Here is a 19,898-nt window from a genome sequence, read left to right as displayed (position 1 = left end):
CCGCTCTCCGACAGCACCGATATCAGTCGCGCGCAGGCTTGCGGGTCGGCCGACCGATGCCTGCATAATCGGGCAACTCGTCGACGCTCTTGCCGATTGCCTTCGCGTACAGCGGCAGCATGTCCGGCAGCCGCTTGATGATGTCGTCGCGGCGCGCCGGCGTGTACGGGTGCACGTAGATGAAGCCCTGGCCGCGACTGCCGCGCGTCGCCTGCGCGAGCTTATCCCACAGCGTGACCGCCGCGCGCGGATCGAAGCCGGCGCGCGACGCGATATCGCTGCCAATCACGTCGGCTTCGGTTTCGTCGGTGCTCTCGTACTTCATTTCCAGCAGACGCGAACCGATGCCGAGCGGCGCCATGCCCAGATCGGCGAGGCCGAACAGTTGCGGAATCGTGCCGGACGAATCGAGCTGGCTCGCCTGCAACTGACCGAGCCGCATGCGCGCGTGCTCGCGCAACGCGTGCGCGATCTCATGGCCGATCAGCATGCCGACCTCGTTGTCGTTCAGGCGGACGCGATCGAGAATCCCGCTATAGACGACGATCTTGCCGCCCGGCAGGCAGTACATGCGGATGTCGTTCGAGCGCACCACCGCGACTTCCCACTTCCAGAGCCTGGCTCGCTCGTTCCATTTCAACGAGTACGGAATCATCCGGTTGATGATCGAGCGCACGCGCGTCACGCGCGCGTCCGTCTCGCCGTACAGGCGGTTCGCGTGGCTGGCGCCGTAGACGATCTGGCTGAACTCCTCGGCGGCCTGCGCCTCGAGTATCGACGACGGGATCAGGTTGCGGAACACCATGTAGCCGCCGTAGCGCAGTTGCGGGCTCACGTAGTAGGGCGGCGGGACGGCCGCGGGGGGCGATGCCGCGGCGGGCGCTTTGGCGGCGGCGGGAGGGGGCGCGGGCTGCGGCGCGGAGCCGGAGGTAGCGGCGCCCGGAGCGCTACCGCTAGCGCTGGGCGTGCCCGGGGCACCGGCGTTGGCGCCGGTGCTGTTATTCGCGCCAGGATTGGCACCGCCGGCGCTGTTGTTGCCGCTGTTGCCGGCTGCAGCCGAAGTCGCGTTTTCCGCGGCGCTGGCGCCGCTGGTCGCGGACCTGGCCGCAGGCATCGGGGCCGGGTTGGGCGTCGCACCGCTGGTGGTCGCGGCGGCCGGCGCGCGCGCTTGCGCGCCGCTCACCGGGCTGGCGCCAGTCGCCGGCGTGCCGGCCGCATAGGCGCCCGCCGGCATCGCCAGCGCGACGCTCGCGCAACCGAGGACGCTTACGGCGCCGAGTGCGGCGCGGCGCGCGCGGGTCGGAATCGGTACCTTCACGACCGGTCCCTCCACGGCGCGATACGCACCAGCAGCAGCATGCCGGGCACCGCGAGCGCGGTGCAGAGGATGAAGTAGTTGAACCAGCCCATCCGCGCGACCACATAGCCGCTCGCCGCCGACGCGAGCGTGCGCGGCACCGACGCGAGGCTCGTGAACAGCGCGAACTGTGTCGCGGTGTAGCGCGGATCGGTGGTGCTCGCGATAAACGCGGTGAACGCGGCCATCGTGAGACCGGTGGCGAAGGTCTCGAAGCCGTACACGAGCGCGAGCGCGACCGAGCGTGGATCGAGCTGCACGCTCCAGTCGATGCCGACGAACGACAGCAGCTTCGTCGTCCCCTGGCTCAGTGCGACGGCAATGTTGTAAATCGCGGCAAGTCCGGGCGAATCCGGCCCGAGATGCGCGAGCCACGCGAAGCCGAGCGTCGACACCATCTGCAGCAAACCGAAGATCCACAAGCCGCGGCCGATGCCGATCTTCATCAGCCAGATCCCGCCGACGATGCCGCCCGCGAGACTCGCGCCGAACGCCGTGGTCTTGGCGATCACGCCGATCTGCGTGCGCGAAAAGCCGATGTCGAGGAAGAACGACGTGGACAGCGTGGTCGCCATCGTATCGCCGAGCTTGTACAGGAAGATGAAGCCGAGCACGAAAAGGGCAGCGCGCCAGCCGTCGCGCTGAATGAATTCCCTGAACGGCTCGACGATCGCCTCGCGCAGATTCTTCGGCGGCTCGCCGTGCACCTCGGGCTCGCGCACCACCAGCGTCATCAGAACGCCCGGCAGCATGAACGCGGCCGTCACGATGAAGACGGTGCTCCACGGCAGATGATCGGACAAAATCAGCGCGAGCGAACCGGGCACGAGCGCCGCGATCTTGTACGCGTTCACGTGCACCGCGTTGCCGAGGCCCTGCTGCGTGTCGCTGAGCAATTCACGCCGGTACGCGTCGATCACGATGTCGGAGCTCGCGCCGAAGAACGCGACCAGAGCGGTCAGCGCGGCGACGGTCCAGATCGATTCGCGTGGCGACACGAAACCGAGCGTCGCCATCGCGCCGGCCACGAGCAATTGCGTGACGAGCATCCAGCCGCGCCGTCTGCCGGGCCGCCAACCGGGCACGCGCGGTACGTAGCGGTCCATCAGCGGTGCCCAGACGAATTTCCAGGTGTACGGAAACTGGATCAGCGCGAAGAGGCCGATTTCCTTCAGATTGACGCCTTCCGAGCGCAGCCACGCCTGCACGAGGTAGACGAGCGTAAACAGCGGCAATCCCGACGTGAAGCCGAGAAAGACGCAAATCAGCATGCGCGTATTCAAAAACGCGCGCCAGCCGGGATGTTCTTCGTGAGCGGTAAGTGCGGGCGCCTCGTGCGGCGGGTTCGACATGTGGATAAGTGACGTTAGCTTTTCTTGACGCGATAGACCGCAAGACTACCACGCCAGTTCACGCCCCAACGCACCACCTGTCCGTCATGCAGCACGACGCGATCGAGAATCTCGATGCCGACCTCGGGCGCGAGCGCTTCGAAGTCCTTGATCGTCAGCACACGCACGTTCGGCGTGTTGTGCCATTGATAAGGCAGCGACTTCGACACCGGCATACGCCCCTGCAACACCGACAGCCGATGCGCCCAATAGCCGAAATTCGGAAACGACACGATGCATTGCTTGCCGACGCGCACCGTCTCGCGCAGGATCGCCGCGGTCTGATGAATCGTCTGCAGCGTCTGCGACAGCACCGCGAAATCGAAGCTGCCGTCTTCGAACAGGCGCAGGCCGTCTTCGAGATTCTGCTGGATCACGTTGACGCCCTTCTGCGTCGCGGCGAGCACGCCGGCGTCGTTGATCTCGATGCCGTAGCCCTGCACGTCCAGTTCTTCGTTCAGCAGCGACAGCAACGAGCCGTCCGCGCAGCCGAGATCGAGCACGGTCGCGCGCGGTTCGACCCAGCGGGCGATCGCGCGGAAGTCCGGGCGCAATGCCAGGTAATCAAGTGCTCGCTGGTTCATGCGTTGACCTCGTTTGCAATGCGTTCGTAGTAGGCGCGCAGCAGGTTGTGATAGCGCGCATCGTCGAGCAGGAAGGCGTCGTGGCCGTGCGGCGCGTCGATCTCCGCATAGGTGACCGTGCGCTTGTGGTCGAGCAGCGCCTTCACCAGTTCGCGCGAGCGTGCCGGCGCGAAACGCCAGTCGGTCGAGAAGCTCGCGATCAGATACTTCGCGGTGGTGTGCGCCAGCGCGGCGGTCAGATCGCCGTCGAAGGCCTTGGCCGGATCGAAGTAGTCGAGCGCGCGCGTGATCAGCAGGTAGGTGTTCGCGTCGAAGTAGTCGGCGAACTTGTCGCCCTGATAGCGCAGATACGATTCCACTTCGAACTCGACGTCGAAGCTGAAGTTGTAGTCATCGAGCGCGCCTTCCGCGCGACGCAGCGAGCGGCCGAATTTTTCGGCCATGTCGTCGTCCGACAAATACGTGATGTGGCCGATCATCCGCGCGACGCGCAGGCCGCGTTTCGGTTTCACGCCGTGCGCGTAGTAGTTGCCGCCGTGGAAGTCGGGGTCCGACAGGATCGCCGAGCGTGCGACCTCGTTGAACGCGATGTTCTGCGCGGACAGTTTCGGCGTCGATGCGACCACGATGCAATGCGCGACCCGCTCCGGATACATCATGCTCCACGCGAGCGCCTGCATGCCGCCGAGACTGCCGCCCATCACGGCGGCGAAGCGCGTGATGCCGAACGCGTCGGCGACGCGCGCCTGAGCGTTGACCCAGTCTTCGACGGTGACGACCGGAAAGGTCGCGCCATACGGCTTGCCGGTCGCGGGGTCGATGCTCATCGGCCCGGTCGAGCCGAAGCACGAGCCGAGGTTGTTCACGCCGATCACGAAAAACCTGTCGGTATCGAGCGGCTTGCCAGGGCCGACCATGTTGTCCCACCAGCCGATGTCCTTCGGATTGTCGGCGTACACGCCCGCCACGTGATGCGATGCGTTCAGCGCGTGGCACACGAGCACCGCATTGCTGCGCGCGGCATTGAGCGTGCCGTAGGTCTCGACCATCAGGTCGTAGCCTGCGAGCGAGCTGCCGTTGCGTAATGGCAGCGGCTCGGTGAAATGCATTTTTTGGGGAGCGACGATGCCGATGGATTCCATTCATTCCGCCATTGAGTCAACAGGGCGGCTAAACGGCGTCGGCGAAGCACGAAGAGAAGGACGATGTGCGAAGCTGACGACCTCTTTAGCCGCATTTATAGTGAACCGCGGGCCTGGGGCCAAGGGTTCGCGCGCCCGCAATCGAGTCAGCAAATCGGCGCGTGAAGGGGTGTGAAACCGGGTGCAACGTGCTTCGGGATGCCTTGGCGCGGTCCCTTATGCATCGGAAGGCCGCGGCAACATCAGGCGCAAAGTATAGCGGAAAATTCCGCGCGGCAGCGGCACGGGCGATGCCGCGCGAAGGGGGCGAGTCCTCGCGGACTACTGAAGAATCAGCAGCAGTTGCTCGTCCGCGTGTTCGGCGGGCGGCCGCGCGAAACCGCTGCGCACATAGCGATGCCAGCGGCCGATCACGTAGCTCACCACCAGGCTCGCGCGAATTGCAGGATCGTAGTCGGCAGGCAACGCAGCGGATTGCGGTGCGGTCTGCGGGCCGGCGTTGCCTGTGACGTCGTTATTCGCACGGGCAAGCGCTTCGGTCTGCGCCAGCCGCAAGCACTGCTTCAGCGATGCCTCGACGCGCTCGAGCATCTGGTTCACGCGCTCGGTGAGTCGCTCGTGCTCGCCGATCAGCGCCTCGCAGGTCAGCACGCGCGTCATGCCGGGATTTTTCGCGGGAAAGTTGAGCAGCATCAGCGCGATCGCGCGCGCCTGCAGCACGCCGTTGTTTTCGTGATTGGTGATCTGGTTGATGAGGCCGAACAGCGTCTGCTCGATGAACTCGATCAGCCCTTCGAACATCTGCGCCTTGCTGGCGAAATGGCGATACAGCGCGGCTTCCGACACACCTAGCCGGGCGGCGAGCGCGGCCGTGGTGACCTTCTCGCGCTTCGGCGCCTCGAGCATGCTGGCAAGCGTCTGCAGGATGTGCACGCGACGCTCGCCCGGCTTCGGACGCGGCGAGCGTGTGGCGGCCGGCGCCGCGGGGGAGGCTGCGGCTGAGGTTTCGTCAGGCTTGTCGATCGGCTGCATGGCTGTGGTCCCCCGGCTGATGTCGTTGGCGGCTTTCGTCCCTACTGTCCCGGCGTGCGTCCCTTCCATCGAACCGAGCGCGTGCCCGGTCGTAGCGATTTTAGCGAACGAATGCTGCGGTCGACATAATGCGGCCGGCCGGTGCCCGGCAGGCGCGTCGGTACACCGTCCGCGCGCGGCTTGCGCGCCAGGTGCCCGGTGATCCACACGGTGCGGATGCCGAGCCGTCGATAGTTTTTCAGGTGCGAACGCGTGTCCTCGACGAGGATCGCGTCTTTCAGCGACACGTGCGCGTCGCGCATCGCGCGGCGCAGCATCGCGTGATCGGGCTTCGCGCGCCATTGGCGGCGATCGCGCATGTGCTCGATCGCGATCACGCGCTCGAATAGCCGCTCGATGCGCAACTCGGCGAGCACCGCGCGCGCGTAGGTTTCGGGCGCGTTGGTCAGCACGATCTTGCGGCCCGGCAGCGCCGCGATCAGACGCGCGACGCCGCGCTCGTGACGGATCATCGAGCAGAGGTCGGGGAACGTGTGCACGACCTTCAGGAAGTCGTGCGCGTCGAGCGGATGGTGGCGCGTGAGACCGAGCAGTGCTGCGCCGTAGCGCAGCGTGTAGCCGGTGCGCAGACGGTTGGCTTCGTCGATGTCGACTTGCAGCGCGTCGATGATGTACTGGGTCATGCCGCGATTGATCGCGGGGAAAATGGCATGTGACGCGCGGTGCAGCGTGTTGTCGAGATCGAACAGCCAGACGGGCTTGCCGCCTGCGAGGTCAGGACGGCGGCGCCGCGAAGTGGGGGTGCGCATGGTGAATTTCTTCAGCCGCTGACAGGCGTTTCATGCTGCGGATGCGCAGAGATTGCTGCATCAACGCTCGGGGGCGCGCATGGACTGCCGGCCGCGAGGTGGGGCACAGGCGTCGCGCGGACGCAACCCCTGTGCCGGGGATGCCGCAACGATCAATGCGAGCGGATCATCGTGCCGAACGGCTGTTCGGTCAGAATTTCGAGCAGCACCGAGTGCTCGATGCGGCCGTCGATGATGTGCACCGAGCGCACGCCGCTCTTCGCCGCATCGAGCGCGGACGAGATCTTCGGCAGCATGCCGCCGGAGATCGTGCCGTCTTCGAACAGACCGTCGATTTCGCGCGCCGACAGGTCGGTCAGCAGATTGCCTTCCTTGTCCATCACGCCGGGGATGTTGGTCATCATGACGAGCTTTTCGGCGTTCAGCACGACCGCCAGCTTGCCCGCGACGAGATCCGCGTTGATGTTGTACGACAGGCCGTCTTCGCCGCAGCCGATCGGCGAGATGACCGGAATGAACGCGTCGTCCTGCAACGCCTTCACGACCGCCGGGTTGATCGACTCGACTTCGCCGACCTGGCCGATGTCGACGTACTGGCCCGGAGTTTCGCGATCGGGCATCAGCATCTTGCGCGCGTGGATCAGGCCGCCATCCTTGCCGGTCAGGCCGACCGCGTGGCCGCCGAAGTGGTTGATCAGCATCACGATGTCCTGCTGCACCTCGCCCCCGAGCACCCATTCGACGACTTCCATCGTCTCTTCGTCGGTGACGCGCATGCCCTGGATGAACGTGCCCTGTTTGCCGATTTTCTTAAGCGCCTGGTCGATTTGCGGACCGCCGCCGTGCACGATGACCGGGTTGATGCCGACCAGTTTCAGCAGAATCACGTCGCGCGCGAAGCCCTGCTTCAGACGCTCTTCGGTCATGGCGTTGCCGCCGTATTTGATGACCACGGTCTTACCGTGATACTGACGGATGTAAGGCAGCGCCTCGGCCAGAATTTCGGCTTTCAGGGTGGGCGCAATCTGCGAGAGGTCGGGAAGCTCGGACATGGCGGCAGGCTCGGGCACGGAACAGTTGAAACAGCGCGAATTGTACAGGACTGGCGCGCTGCAACAGGGTTTTCGGCCGCGGCGCGAGCGACGGGCGGTGCAGGCTTGGCGTACCGCACCATGACGCGCCGCGGGGGTGGCGAACAGCAAGCGTAACGCACTTGCGTGACGGCTGTGCATTGGCCGAACGGACGACTGCACCTGAGCGTGTCAGTCATGGCATCATGGCTTGATCAATGTCCCCGGCCCTGAGCGCCGATCTGCGATGAAATCGTCTTCCCCCCGCTCCGAACGCAGCGCACGCTGTCCGCGCTGCGGCAATGCTTTCGACTGCGGCATGCAGACTGAGCCGTCCAACTGCTGGTGCCGCGCGCTGCCGCCGCTACCGGTCGAGCGGTTAAAGCCAGGCGGCCGGTGTCTGTGCCCGGAGTGTCTGGCCGCGGAGATTGCACAGGCGACACACGCGGCGAGTGAGCATGAGCGGCCGTGATGGTCGGATTTGCCCCGGGGCCGATCAGAAACCGCCGGCGCGCGGCGATGCTGCGCCACCCGCGCCCGCAGATCGCGCACAATCGCTTCCAGCGCCGGCTCCCATTCGCCGAACCGCGGCTGCCGATCCGCGGCGATCGCGTCGGCGTGTCGGCTGGCCATCTGCAGCGTGTAGCCGGCGCGGAATTGTGCGACGGCGTTTTCCGGGTCGAGTGGGGCAATAATGGCGGGCGTCGCCGAGCGGGTGCAGTTTGGCCGCGGCGGCGAAGCAACGGGCTTTCATCTGCCGCGGCGCCACTGGCTCGGGCCGCGGCGGCGTAACGGGTAGACTAGGGTCATGCACCGTATAACCAACACCGGCCGCGTCAATCTCGGTCATCTGTTCTGGCTGCGCAGCCTCGCGATCATCGGTCAGCTGCTGACGATCGCGTTCGTGCAGATCTTCCTCGGCGCCAATCTGCCGTTGCCCGCGATGCTGCTCGTGATCGGGCTCGAGGTGCTGTTCAACGCGCTCACGTGGTGGCGCGTGTTGCAGCAGCGTCCCGAGTCCAACCTCGAGCTGTTCGGGCAGATCTGGGTCGATCTCGGAGCGTTGTCGGCGCTGCTGTTCCTGTCCGGCGGCACCACCAACCCGTTCGTGTCGCTGTACCTGCCATCGCTTGCGATCGCGGCGGCCGTGCTGCCGTGGTATCTGATGGCCTGGCTCGCGGCGTTCGCGGTCGCCTGCTACGCGATGCTCAGTTTCGATTCCGTGCCGCTCAATCTCGAGAATCCCGCCAACCTGTTCGACTACTACCGCTCGGGCATGTGGGTCAACTTCATGGTCAGCGTGGGGCTGATTGCGTGGTTCGTCGCGCGCATGTCCCGAGCGCTGCGGCTACGTGACGCAGCGCTTGGAGAAGCGCAGCAGCGCTTGCTCCACGACGAACGGGCGGTCGCGCTCGGCGTGCAGGCGGCCACCGTGGCCCACGAAATCGGCACCCCTCTGTCTACAATCGCGATGTTGTCCGAAGAATTGCGCGACGCGGCGCGGACCGACGCGGGACTCGCCCCCTACCGCGCCGATCTCGAACTGCTCGAGCAGCAGATGATGTTGTGCACGTCGGCGCTCGCGCGGTTGCGCAGCCGCGCAACGACCACGACGAACCGCCAGCCGGTCGACGAATGGCTCGAATCATTTGCCGGGCAATGGCGCCTGCGCCATCCTCACGTGAAGTTCGAGCGGCTTGGCACACCGCCCGCCGATGTCAGTCTCAACGACACGGTGGCCGTCAGCCAGATACTGACGATCCTGCTCGACAACGCCGCGCGCGCGAGCCGCGATCACGTGACACTGTCCTGCGTGCTCGCGCCACGCGGCGACCAGATCGTGTTCGAAGTGTGCGACCACGGTCCGGGCATTCCGGCCGCGCTGCGCGGCTCGCTCGGCGCGATGCCGGTGGAGAGCACGCAGGGCGGTCACGGCGTCGGCCTGTATCTGGCGTTTTCGGCGGCGGCGCGTCTGAAGGGATCGATCGAGCTGACCGACGCCAACGGCGGACGGCCGCGCGGCACGCGTGCGGTGCTGCGACTACCGCTCGCCGCGCGCAAGATTTCCGGAGCGAGCCCACATGGCGCCGCGCCATCCAACACGGAGAAACAGGCATGAGCGAGAAGAATTTTCTGGTGATCGACGACGACGAAGTGTTCTCCGGCATCCTCGCGCGCGGCTTGACGCGGCGCGGCTACACGGTGACCGAAGCACACGACGCGGACGAGGCGATCCGGCTCGCGAATCAGCAGAAGTTCAGCGAGATCACCGTGGACCTGCATCTCGGCAACGACTCCGGCCTGACGCTCGTCGCGCCGTTACGCGATCTGCAGCCCGATGCGCGCATGCTCGTGCTGACCGGCTACGCGAGCATCGCCACCGCGGTGCAGGCGGTCAAGGACGGCGCCGACAACTATCTCGCAAAGCCCGCCAACGTCGAGACGATCCTGTCGGCGCTGCAAAGCGAGGCGAGCGCGTTGCAGGCCGAGGAGGCGATCGAGCATCCGCAGCCGCTGTCGGTGGCGCGGCTCGAATGGGAGCATATCCAGCGTGTGCTCGCAGAACACAACGGCAATATCTCGGCGACCGCGCGCGCGTTGAACATGCATCGGCGCACGTTGCAGCGCAAGTTGGCGAAGCGGCCGGTGAAGCAGTAGGCGGCGATCTTCTGGCGCGGCGTTGGCTGTTCGAGGCGCCGCCGCGGGAAGGGCGGCACAAAACAGAACGGGCTGCCTATGCGAAGGCAGCCCGTTTTTCATACATCAGCGCTTCGCGCTGCCACCGCGCATGTCAAAGCACGTAGCGCGACAGATCCTCGTCTTCGGCGATTTCGTTCAACGCGCTATCGACATACGCCGCGTCGATCTGCACTGCATGGCCCGAATGATTGCCGGCCGAGAACGACACTTCTTCGAGCAGTTTTTCAATCACCGTATAAAGACGCCGCGCGCCGATGTTCTCGGTCTTCTCGTTGACCGAGTACGCGATCTCGGCGAGACGGCGGATGCCGTCGTCGGCGAATTCGAGGTGCACGTCTTCGGTCGCGAGCAGGGCCTGGTATTGCTTGACGAGGCTCGCGTCCGTCGACACGAGGATCGATTCGAAGTCGTTGACCGACAGCGAATCGAGCTCGACGCGAATCGGGAAGCGTCCCTGCAGCTCGGGAATCAGATCGCTCGGCTTCGCGAGATGAAACGCGCCGCTCGCGATGAACAGGATGTGATCGGTCTTCACCATGCCGTACTTGGTGTTGATCGTCGTGCCTTCGACGAGCGGCAGCAGATCGCGCTGCACACCCTGACGGGACACTTCACCGCCGCCCGCTTCGTTGCGCGACGCGATCTTGTCGATTTCGTCGAGGAACACGATGCCGTTCTGCTCGACGTTCTGCACCGCCTTGCTCTTCACCTCTTCGTCGTTCAGCATCTTGCCGGCTTCTTCGTCGGTGAGCACCTTCAGCGCTTCCTTGACCTTCATCTTGCGGCGCATCTTCTTGCCGCCGCCGATGTTGGCGAACATCGAGCGGATCTGCTCGGTCATGTCTTCCATGCCCGGCGGCCCCATGATGTCCATGCCGACCTGCGGCTGCTCGACGTCGAGCTCGATTTCCTTGTCGTCGAGCTGGCCTTCGCGCAGGCGCTTGCGGAACGTTTGACGCGTCGTGCTGCCTTCATCGGCGGTGTCGGTCGAGCTCGAGCTCGAACCGAAGCCGACCGGCCGTGCGGTTGGCAGCAGGATGTCGAGGATGCGGTCTTCGGCCAGATCGCCGGCCTTGGTCCGCACCTTGCGCATTTCGGTTTCGCGGGTCTGCTTGACCGAAATTTCGATCAGGTCGCGCACGATACTGTCGACGTCGCGGCCCACGTAGCCGACTTCGGTGAATTTGGTCGCTTCGATCTTGATGAACGGCGCGTCCGCGAGTTTCGCGAGACGCCGCGCGATTTCGGTCTTGCCGACGCCGGTCGGTCCGATCATCAGGATGTTCTTCGGCGTGATTTCCTGGCGCAGCGGTTCGTCGACCTGCTGACGGCGCCAGCGGTTGCGCAGCGCGACCGCCACGGCCTTCTTCGCGCGGCCTTGGCCGATGATGTGTTTGTCGAGTTCGGAGACGATCTCGGCGGGGGTCATGGTGCTCATCGATGGGTCCTTACTCGATCGTCTCAATGACGCGGTTATGGTTCGTGTAGATGCACATGTCGCCGGCGATTTCCAGCGACTTCTCCACGATGTCGCGCGGCGACAGCTCGGTGTTGTCGGCAAGCGCCTTCGCGGCCGCCTGCGCGTACGCACCGCCCGAGCCGATCGCACAGATGCCGCCTTCGGGATCGAGCACGTCGCCGTTGCCGGTGATGACGAGCGTGGTGGTCGCGTCCGCGGCGATCAGCATCGCCTCGAGACGACGCAGCATGCGGTCGGTGCGCCAGTCTTTCGCGAGCTCCACGGCCGCGCGGGTCAGATTGCCCTGATGTTTTTCCAGCTTCGCCTCGAAGCGGTCGAGCAGCGAGAAGGCATCCGCCGTGCCGCCGGCGAAGCCGACCAGCACCTTGCCGTTGTAGATGCGCCGGACCTTCTTCGCGCCGCCTTTCATGACGATGTTGCCGAGCGTGACCTGGCCGTCGCCGCCGAGCGCCACCTTGTTGCCGCGGCGCACGGAAACGATCGTCGTGCCGTGAAATTGCTCCATATGCGTTCCTCTTTGCAAAACGGGTAGGAGGCGGCAGCGCTGTGCGCTACCGCATGAATCCAGTCAGCGGACGGCGCGCCGGCTGGCGCGCTCGTGAGCGCATGTCGGATCTATTTTAGGGCGCGCGCGGTCATATCAAGATCCGCCGGAAGGCCTAGGACGAAAAACCGAAAATCCGCTCAGGGAGCCTGAGAAACGAGGCGGGAAGGGACGGCGGGGCGGGACGGAGGGCGGAGCACGCGCGGATGTCGCGCAAAAAGAAAAGGCGCACGGTTCACCGTGCGCCTCTCGACGAAGCAGCGTTTTCAGGGCGCTAAGCCGAAGCCGCGCCGCAGATAATCAGTCGCCGAACAGCTTCTGGCGCAGTTCGCGGCGCTCCTGGGCTTCGAGCGACAGCGTAGCCGTGGGCCGCGCGAGCAGACGCGGAATGCCGATCGGCTCGCCGGTTTCCTCGCACCAGCCATAGTCGCCCGCCTCGATTCGCGCGATCGATTGCTGCACCTTCTTCAGCAGCTTGCGTTCGCGGTCGCGCGTGCGCAGTTCGAGCGCATGCTCTTCCTCGATCGTGGCGCGATCGGCCGGGTCCGGCACGATGACCGTTTCGCGCAGGTTCTCGGTCGTCTGGCCGGCATTGCGGAGAATGTCCGCCTGCAACTGTTCGAGCCTGTTCTTGAAGAAGGCGAGCTGATCCGCATTCATGTAATCCTTGTCGCTCATCTTCAGGATTTCGGCTTCGGTCAAGAGTCGTTTCGTCGTCATCTGGCTTACTTCTTCAATGTGAGGCAAAACTCATAGGGCCCGCACTTTCGTATTGTCCGCAAACGCGTCGCGCGGACGCGCAGCGCAGGGTGGCCACGAACGTTGGACTGTCGTGACGCCGAAGCGCCTGGCGCCCACACACCGGGCGTTGCTAGCTACGCCGCTGCGGGGCCGAACTCCTCTGGAAACCGATTCACACATGCTCCTGAGGCATCGCTCGCCGACGAGCGCGTGCCCTTTCAGGCCGTGCCCGCCGGCGTTTTCGGCGTGTCTCCGGACAAGATTTTCCGGCGCCGTTCCAGGCCCGTCGCGGGATACGCGCGACCGGGCAATTCGTTGTCATTCTCCAGTGGGCACGTATTGTAACTGAATCACAATACGGCACCGCAACTGCTGAAAGCCGGCCTGCGGCGCTGCGATATCCCGAAAATATAACGCGCAGAAAGCCAAAAAGCGATGGTCGTGCACGCTTTAATACAGCAGGGTTTTCACGCGTTTTTCATATGGCCTGGATTCGAAAGGCCTCGGCGCCGCGGCGTCGCAGTTTCAGCAGAGGATTCACGCCCGCGCAGTCGGCGGCGGGCGTCTCACCGCACTAGAAGTAGCACGGCGCATGCCGCGCTGCGCGCGGCGTGTCGTGGGCTTGCTCCGAGGCTTGCTTGCGCGACGGCGCTGCGCCCGCTCAGGCGAGGCAGGCGTCGAGACCGTCGGTGATCAGATCGCGCGGCAGTTCGATGCCGATGAACACCATCTTGTTGGTCTTCTTCTCGGCCGGTTGCCATTTCGCGGCGAGGTCGCTGCCCATCATTTGATGCACGCCCTGGAACACGACCTTGCGATCGACGCCCTTCATGTACAGCACGCCCTTGTAGCGCAGCAGGTGCTCGCCATAGATCTGCAGGATGCCGCCGAGGAAGTCTTCGAGCTTGTTCGGATCGAACGGACGATCGCTGCGGTACACGAACGACTTGATCTTGTCGTCGTGATGCGCATGGTGGTGATGTCCGTGATCCTGGCCTTCGTGATCGCAATGGCCATGGTCGTGATCGCAATTGGCGTGATCGTCGTCATGGTCGCCGTGCGTGTGACCGTGCTCGTCGTGCGCGTGCGCGTGGCTATGCGCGTGTTCGTCTTCGCTCAGGAAGTCCGGATCGATTTCGAGCTTCGAGTTCAGGTTGAAGCCGCGCAGATCGAAAATTTCCTTGATGTCCGCCTCGCCGAAATTGACGACCTTGATCGCCGCCTTCGGGTTCATGTGCAGCAGACGGTGGCGCAGATCGCCCACGTGCCGCTCGTCGACGAGATCGGCCTTCGTGATGAACAGCCGGTCCGCGAAACCGACCTGGCGCTGCACCACTTCGTGCTCGTCGAGCTGATGGTTCGCGTGCTTCGCGTCGACCAGCGTGATGATCGCGTCGAGCAGGAATTCGCTCGCGATCTGGTCGTCCATGAAGAAGGTTTGCGCGACCGGGCCCGGATTCGCGAGGCCGGTGGTTTCGATCACGACGCGGTCGAAGTCCACTTCGCCCGCCTGCTTCTTCGCGGCCAGCTCGTTGAGCACGCGCGACAGGTCGCCGCGAATCGTGCAGCAGATGCAGCCGTTGCTCATCTGGATGATCTGCTCGCTCGTGTCCTGCACGAGAATCTCGTTGTCGATGTTCTCTTCGCCGAACTCGTTCTCGATGACGGCGATCTTCATGCCGTGCTTTTCGTTCAGGATGCGCTTGAGCAGGGTGGTTTTGCCGCTGCCGAGAAAGCCGGTCAGGATGGTGACTGGAATCATGTGGGTCGCCTGTAAGTCGTGAAACGGTGCGTGATCGGACGCTAGCGCGCAAGGCTAGCCAGATGCGTTAGGCGGGTCGCCGCAGCCAGATGGCGCGGACCCTGTCCAGCCGGTCATTGAAACATATTTGCCAGGCGGGCGCAGGGGCGGCCGCCCTGCGGCCGGCTGATGGCCGCCTGCGCGGAGGCGGGCCGCTGCTGCCGCCGCCACGCGCAATCATCGGGAAAATAAGGGCGATCAGGCGATTTGCAACAGCAGCCCCTTCAGATACTCGCCTTCGGGGAACGCAGTGAGCAGCGGATGATCGACGCCCGCGCCAAGGCGCTTCAGGATGCGTGCGTCGACGCGTGCGTCGGCGGCCGCGCCCGACACGATCTTCTGGAACAGCTCGGGATCGATCGCGCCCGAGCACGAGTACGTGAACAGCAAACCGCCCGGGCGCAGCAGCTTCAGGCCCGTCAGATTGATGTCCTTGTACGCGCGCGAGGCGCGGTCCACGTGCTCGCGCGATGGCGCGAATTTCGGCGGATCGAGCACGATCAGGTCGAAGCGTTCGCCTTCGTCGTAGAGGCGCCGCAATGTCTTGAACGCGTCGGCGTCGAGCCAGCTCGCGCGGTCGGCGTCGAAGCCGTTGGCCGCGACGTTCTGCTGCGCGAGCGCGAGCGCTTCACCCGACGAATCGACCGACACCACGCGCTTTGCGCCACCCCTGAGCGCCGCGAGCGAAAAGCCGCCGGTGTAGCAGAAGCAGTTCAGCACGTCGCGATCTTTCGCGAACTGCTGCACGAGCAGGCGGTTATCGCGCTGGTCGACATAGAAGCCGGTCTTGTGGCCGTTGCGCACGTCGACGTGATAGCGCACGCCGTTTTCGCTCGCGATCAGCTTCTCGGAAGGCGGCTCGCCCGCGAGCACGCCGGTGATCTGCTCGAGCCCTTCCTTCTGACGGATCGACACGTCCGAGCGCTCGTAGACGTTCGGGCAGCCGGTCGCGCCGACCAGCGCCGCGACGATCGCGTCCTTCCACGCTTCGACGCCGGCCGCCATGAACTGACAGACGATCTGGCTGCGCTGATCCGCGTCCTCGGCGACGTAGTAATCGACGATCAGGCCCGGCAGACCGTCCGCCTCGCCGAAGATCAGCCGCACGGCGCCGGTGTCGCGCACCATCGCCTGACGATGCGCGAACGCGCGCTGCACGCGGCGCTTGAAGAACGCGTGATCGATCGGCTCGGCTTCGTCGAAGCTCCAGACGCGCGCGCGGATCTGCGAGTGCGGGCTGTAGGCGGCGCGGGCGAGAAAGCGGCCATCGTGCGCGCGCACGAGCACGGTCGCACCGGGCGCGGGGCGGCCGTCGACGTGCTCGATCGCATTGGCATAAACCCACGGATGGCGGCGCAGCAGCGATTTTTCTTTCGACGGTTTGAGCGTAACGGTATTCATCAGGTGTAGGTAAAGTGCAAGCGAAGGCGGCGCGTCGTGGCGCGCGGCGTCAGTCGCGTGATCAGTTGCGTTTCTTTGCGCGAGGATGCGCGCTGTCGTAGACGTGGGCGAGGTGCTGGAAATCGAGGCCCGTATAAACCTGCGTCGCGGTGATGCTCGCGTGGCCGAGCAGCTCCTGCACGGCGCGCAGGTCGCCGCTCGACTGCAGCACGTGCGTCGCGAACGAATGGCGCAGCACGTGCGGATGCACGTTGGCCGGAATGCCGGCGGCGAGCGCCGCGCGCTTCACGCGCTCGCGCACGACGTTCGGCGACAGCCGGTTGCCGCGCGCCGACAGGAACAGCGGATGCGGATCGTGGCGGACCATCGGTTCGCGCACCGCGAGCCATGCGTTCAGCGCCGCGACCGCCTTGCTGCCCACCGGCACGACGCGGCGCCGGTTGCCTTTGCCGAGCACTTCGACTTCGCCGGAATCGAGTTTCAGCCAGCCGGCCGAGCGATAGCCGTCGACGTCGGCGAAACGCACGTCGAGGCCGACCAGTTCGGCGAGGCGCAAGCCCGACGAGTAAAACAGCTCGAGCATCGCGTGATCGCGCAGGCCTTCGGGCGAGTCGGCGGCCGGGCTGTCCATCAGGCGCGCGGTGTCGTCGACGGAAAGCGCCTTCGGCAGCATTTTCGCCTGCTTCGGCGCGCGCACCGCGGCGACCGGATTGGCCGGCAACTCGACGTGGCCCGCGAGCCAGCGATAAAACGCCCGCCATGCCGACAGCCGATGGCCGATCGACCGCGCGGTGAGACCGCCTGCATGCGCGCGCGCGACGGCGCCGCGGATGTCGACGGCGGTGAGGCTTTCGAGCGCTCGGCCTTTGGCGAGCTGCTTCAGTTCCGCGAGCTCATGCGTGTAGCCGCGCAGCGTGTGCGCCGACAGCCGCCGCTCGTGCTCGAGATGCGACAGGTAGGCGGCGATCGGGTCGGCGGCGGTCACGGTACGCGGTGACGTTGCGTGGTGCGCGGCTCAGCGCGGCAGCAGCCGGCTCAGCGCGGCGCTCGCGAGCGCGCCGATCTGCGTGAGGAAATCGGTGGCCATGCCTTCGTGGAAGCGCCGCGGGTCGGATGAGCCCATCACGAGCAGGCCGAACGTCGGCGCGTCTTCGACACCTTCGGGGTCGCGCAGCGCGAGCAGCGCGATCGATTCGGTGCTCTGCGCCGTCCCGTTCGACGCGACGCCGAGGTCGTCGGTCGCGCTCGTTGCCGCGCTTGCCGCCGGGTTGGTCGTCCCGTTGGACGCGACCGCAGCTTGCGCGAGCCATTGCGCGGCCTCGAAGCCGGTGTTCGCGCCGCAGTACGGCGTGCTCAGGCTGCCCGCGAAAATGCGCACTTCCTCGCTGACGTGGCGCGCGAAGTCCGCTTGCGCATACGGCTCGGCGACGTCCCACACGCGCAGTGCCGCTTGCGGCACGTCGAAGATGTCGCGCAGACCGCTGGCGATCGTGCGCGGCAGCGCGTAGGGATCGCGCTCGGCCATCACACGGATGGTCCAGCGGTTGAATTTCGACGCGATGCTGTCGTTCTCGTGACCGTAGCGCAGCAGTTCGGCAAGACGCCGCTCCAGATGCTTGTTCTTGTCGCGCAGCATCTCCATCTGCCGCTCCTGCAGCGACACCGCGGCTTTGCCGTGCGGGTTCGCGAGCCGGATCGTCGCGAGCGCTTCCGCGTGTTCGACGAAGAATTCGGGATTGGCGAGCAGGTATTCGGCGACTTCGCGATCGTTCATGGTTTCGGCTAGAGGACTACGGGACGGCCGCCTCACGGCGGCGCGTCGGTCAATGAGTTAGACGGAGGGTGCCATGTCGGCCGGGCTGGACGGATTGTGCTGCGTCGAGTCCGACGAGGCGCTCGACGCCTCTTCGGCCAACTCGATCTCCCCTTCGAAGACGGTGGCTGCGGGGCCGGCCATCAGCAGCGGCGCGCCTGGGTGCGCGCTGTCCCACGTGATGGTCAGATCGCCGCCGTGCGTATGTACGAGCACCGGCGAATCCAGCCGCCCGCGCCGGATGCCGGCCGCGACCGCCGCGCACGCGCCGGTGCCGCACGCGAGCGTTTCGCCCGCGCCGCGTTCGTAGACGCGCAGCCTGATCTCGTTGCGGTTGACGATCTGCATGAAGCCCGCGTTGACCCGCTGCGGGAAGCGCGTGTGCCGCTCGATGGCCGGACCTTCGGCGAGCACCGGGAACACCTCGGCATCGTCGACGACCTGCACGGCGTGCGGATTGCCCATCGACACCACCGACATCCAGCGCGTCGTGCCGTTCACGTCGAGCGGCCAGAGCGTATCCGCGCCTTCGCGGCGGCCTTGCAGACCCTTGGTCGCGAACGGCACGAGTTCGGGATCGAACACGGGCGTGCCCATGTCGACGATCACTTCGCCGTTGTCCTGCATCGTCAGCGTGATCGTGCCTTTCTGGACCTGCACGCGCACGCTGCGTTGGTCGGTGAGACCGCGCTCGCGCACGAACTTAACGAAGCAGCGCGCGCCGTTGCCGCAGTGTTCGACCTCGCCGCCGTCGCAATTGAAGATGCGATATCTGAAATCGACGCCTTCGACGGTCGGCTTTTCGACCAGCAGCAACTGGTCGGCGCCGACGCCGAAATGGCGGTTCGCCAACGCGCGCACCTGCGCCGTGGTTAGATCAACCGGTTGGGTATAGCCGTCGAGTACGACGAAGTCGTTGCCCGCGCCGTGCATTTTGGTGAATTTAAGCTTCACAAACCCTCTGTGTTCCTTGTGGCATAAAGCTTTGCGCGATGCTGATGGCGGCGACTTTTGTTCTGGCTACCCACCTGGCTACCCATTTGGGCCGCGCTGGACTGATAGCGAATGATACACGTTGATACAAGGAAGGCAGGGAGAGAACGGGGAGTGATGGGGTGAGAGTGATAACCTTACAATGCCTTACAGATGCTCGTCGGAATAGTTCGGCTGAGGGGGCACTGTGCGGGGATCGCGTCGGGTATCACACCCGCAAACGCTGGCGCGCGGTGCGCGGCGCAGACTGGTCAGCCGTCAGGCGATCTCGCAATCGGCTGCTTCCTGTGGCTCGATCTTCGACGCCCATCCCGACCGCGCCTCTTTCATCACGATCCGCTGCTTCTCGGCGCGCTCGATTGCGTTGATGCGCTCGATGGCTGACGCGATCGGCGCATTGCCCTCGGCGCGGGCCAGATAAAGCAGCCGGATCAGCTTGTCGGCCCACCGCGGCACTTTCCCCGACTTCTCCCACCGCGCGATCGCCTGTTCGTTGTTGCCGAGCATCGCGGCAAGGCCCGATTGCGACTGCATCAGGCCGGCGCTGCGCACATAGCGAAACTCCGCGCCGCTCAGCGGAGAGGGCTTCTTTGCGAGCACCAGGCAAATCGCGACCCCCAGCCCGTCAAGGTCGTTGATGGAGACGCCTTCGCCGTAGGGCGTCTTGTGCTGCTTGTAGCCGTTGACCAGCCACACGTTTTTAAGTCCGCCGTCTGTGTAGTGGTACATGCTCACCCCTTTGTGACTTCCATTACGGTAATGACCAGCAGATCGGGTGCAGGATGGTCGACCAGCACGACAACGCCGACATTGACTCCGGAGACATAGCGCTCCATGACGCAGCGCAGGCCGGGTGCCTTCATGTCCGGCTCGGGCTCGCGCGCAATGATGCCTTTGCGCAACGTCTCGAGCACCATCGGATCGTTGATTTTCCGGAGCCGCATCCGCTCGCGCGCATGGTTGACGAAAACGATGTTCGCCGAGTCGTGCGCGCACTGCTGAATGTGTTTTTCGAGTTGTCGTTTCGACGGCTGCGCCAC

20 protein-coding genes are annotated in these 19,898 nt (G+C 65.2%); 3 read left to right on the top strand and 17 right to left on the bottom strand.

The window, feature by feature from the left end; translation table 11 throughout:
- Positions 1 to 22: 22 nt before the first annotated feature.
- From HDG32_RS16580 to argB, 7 genes are all read right to left on the bottom strand, one after another.
- Positions 23 to 1,318 (bottom strand): M48 family metalloprotease, encoded by a 1,296-nt coding sequence (locus HDG32_RS16580; RefSeq protein ID WP_409340035.1) that lies wholly within the window; start codon positions 1,316 to 1,318, stop codon positions 23 to 25.
- Positions 1,315 to 2,709: an AmpG family muropeptide MFS transporter gene (locus HDG32_RS16575; RefSeq protein ID WP_184068979.1), complete on the bottom strand. Its 1,395-nt coding sequence runs from the start codon at positions 2,707 to 2,709 to the stop codon at positions 1,315 to 1,317. Before HDG32_RS16575 ends, HDG32_RS16580 begins: the two co-directional genes overlap by 4 nt.
- 14 nt (positions 2,710 to 2,723) lie before the next feature.
- Complete coding sequence (metW, locus tag HDG32_RS16570) at positions 2,724 to 3,332, bottom strand: methionine biosynthesis protein MetW (RefSeq protein WP_090802214.1); 609 nt, start codon at positions 3,330 to 3,332, stop codon at positions 2,724 to 2,726.
- Positions 3,329 to 4,474 (bottom strand): homoserine O-acetyltransferase, encoded by a 1,146-nt coding sequence (locus HDG32_RS16565; RefSeq protein WP_184068976.1) that lies wholly within the window; start codon positions 4,472 to 4,474, stop codon positions 3,329 to 3,331. The genes metW and HDG32_RS16565 overlap by 4 nt, the downstream gene beginning before the upstream one ends.
- 321 nt (positions 4,475 to 4,795) lie before the next feature.
- Complete coding sequence (gene slmA, locus HDG32_RS16560) at positions 4,796 to 5,506, bottom strand: nucleoid occlusion factor SlmA (protein ID WP_184068973.1); 711 nt, start codon at positions 5,504 to 5,506, stop codon at positions 4,796 to 4,798.
- A 41-nt stretch (positions 5,507 to 5,547) separates the two neighbouring features.
- A complete protein-coding gene (locus HDG32_RS16555; protein WP_184068970.1) occupies positions 5,548 to 6,315 on the bottom strand; it encodes a pyrimidine 5'-nucleotidase in 768 nt (255 codons plus the stop codon).
- A 152-nt stretch (positions 6,316 to 6,467) separates the two neighbouring features.
- Positions 6,468 to 7,367 carry an acetylglutamate kinase gene (gene argB, locus HDG32_RS16550; protein ID WP_184068966.1) on the bottom strand — a complete coding sequence of 300 codons (900 nt, stop codon included), beginning with the start codon at positions 7,365 to 7,367 and terminating at the stop codon, positions 6,468 to 6,470.
- Between the two features lie 265 nt (positions 7,368 to 7,632).
- On the opposite strand from argB, the gene HDG32_RS16545 reads away from it, so the two are divergent.
- The 3 genes from HDG32_RS16545 (at position 7,633) to HDG32_RS16535 (ending at position 10,043) form a co-directional block, all read left to right on the top strand.
- Positions 7,633 to 7,857, top strand: coding sequence for a cysteine-rich CWC family protein (locus tag HDG32_RS16545; protein WP_184068962.1), 225 nt, complete (start codon positions 7,633 to 7,635; stop codon positions 7,855 to 7,857).
- Positions 7,858 to 8,193: 336 nt separating this feature from the next.
- Positions 8,194 to 9,504 (top strand): ATP-binding protein, encoded by a 1,311-nt coding sequence (locus tag HDG32_RS16540; protein WP_184068959.1) that lies wholly within the window; start codon positions 8,194 to 8,196, stop codon positions 9,502 to 9,504.
- Positions 9,501 to 10,043, top strand: coding sequence for a response regulator transcription factor (locus HDG32_RS16535; protein WP_184068956.1), 543 nt, complete (start codon positions 9,501 to 9,503; stop codon positions 10,041 to 10,043). Before HDG32_RS16540 ends, HDG32_RS16535 begins: the two co-directional genes overlap by 4 nt.
- 133 nt (positions 10,044 to 10,176) lie before the next feature.
- Here HDG32_RS16535 and hslU read toward each other — a convergent pair whose 3' ends face one another.
- The 10 genes from hslU to HDG32_RS16485 form a co-directional block, all read right to left on the bottom strand.
- Entirely contained in the window at positions 10,177 to 11,523 is a 1,347-nt protein-coding gene (hslU, locus tag HDG32_RS16530) for an ATP-dependent protease ATPase subunit HslU (RefSeq protein WP_090802203.1), read from the bottom strand.
- 10 nt (positions 11,524 to 11,533) lie between these two features.
- The gene (hslV, locus tag HDG32_RS16525) at positions 11,534 to 12,070 is read right to left on the bottom strand and encodes an ATP-dependent protease subunit HslV (RefSeq protein WP_184051150.1); all 537 of its coding nucleotides are present in this window, start codon (positions 12,068 to 12,070) and stop codon (positions 11,534 to 11,536) included.
- Positions 12,071 to 12,409: 339 nt separating this feature from the next.
- Entirely contained in the window at positions 12,410 to 12,829 is a 420-nt protein-coding gene (gene dksA / locus HDG32_RS16520; RefSeq protein ID WP_090802202.1) for an RNA polymerase-binding protein DksA, read from the bottom strand.
- A 682-nt stretch (positions 12,830 to 13,511) separates the two neighbouring features.
- Complete coding sequence (locus tag HDG32_RS16515; RefSeq protein WP_184068953.1) at positions 13,512 to 14,612, bottom strand: GTP-binding protein; 1,101 nt, start codon at positions 14,610 to 14,612, stop codon at positions 13,512 to 13,514.
- A gap of 237 nt (positions 14,613 to 14,849) precedes the next feature.
- The gene (locus tag HDG32_RS16510; protein ID WP_184068949.1) at positions 14,850 to 16,052 is read right to left on the bottom strand and encodes a class I SAM-dependent rRNA methyltransferase; all 1,203 of its coding nucleotides are present in this window, start codon (positions 16,050 to 16,052) and stop codon (positions 14,850 to 14,852) included.
- A gap of 61 nt (positions 16,053 to 16,113) precedes the next feature.
- Complete coding sequence (xerC, locus tag HDG32_RS16505; RefSeq protein WP_184068947.1) at positions 16,114 to 17,037, bottom strand: tyrosine recombinase XerC; 924 nt, start codon at positions 17,035 to 17,037, stop codon at positions 16,114 to 16,116.
- Between the two features lie 30 nt (positions 17,038 to 17,067).
- Complete coding sequence (locus HDG32_RS16500; protein ID WP_184068944.1) at positions 17,068 to 17,826, bottom strand: DUF484 family protein; 759 nt, start codon at positions 17,824 to 17,826, stop codon at positions 17,068 to 17,070.
- Positions 17,827 to 17,883: 57 nt separating this feature from the next.
- Positions 17,884 to 18,819: a diaminopimelate epimerase gene (gene dapF / locus HDG32_RS16495; RefSeq protein WP_184068941.1), complete on the bottom strand. Its 936-nt coding sequence runs from the start codon at positions 18,817 to 18,819 to the stop codon at positions 17,884 to 17,886.
- Positions 18,820 to 19,116: 297 nt separating this feature from the next.
- Positions 19,117 to 19,587 carry a DNA-binding transcriptional regulator gene (locus tag HDG32_RS16490; protein ID WP_184069058.1) on the bottom strand — a complete coding sequence of 157 codons (471 nt, stop codon included), beginning with the start codon at positions 19,585 to 19,587 and terminating at the stop codon, positions 19,117 to 19,119.
- Positions 19,588 to 19,589: 2 nt separating this feature from the next.
- Positions 19,590 to 19,898 (bottom strand): DUF4258 domain-containing protein, encoded by a 309-nt coding sequence (locus HDG32_RS16485; RefSeq protein WP_184068938.1) that lies wholly within the window; start codon positions 19,896 to 19,898, stop codon positions 19,590 to 19,592.

This window comes from Paraburkholderia sp. CI2 (genome assembly GCF_014201055.1).
Classification (GTDB): domain Bacteria; phylum Pseudomonadota; class Gammaproteobacteria; order Burkholderiales; family Burkholderiaceae; genus Paraburkholderia; species Paraburkholderia tuberum.
This window is presented reverse-complemented; position numbering and strand designations above follow the sequence as displayed.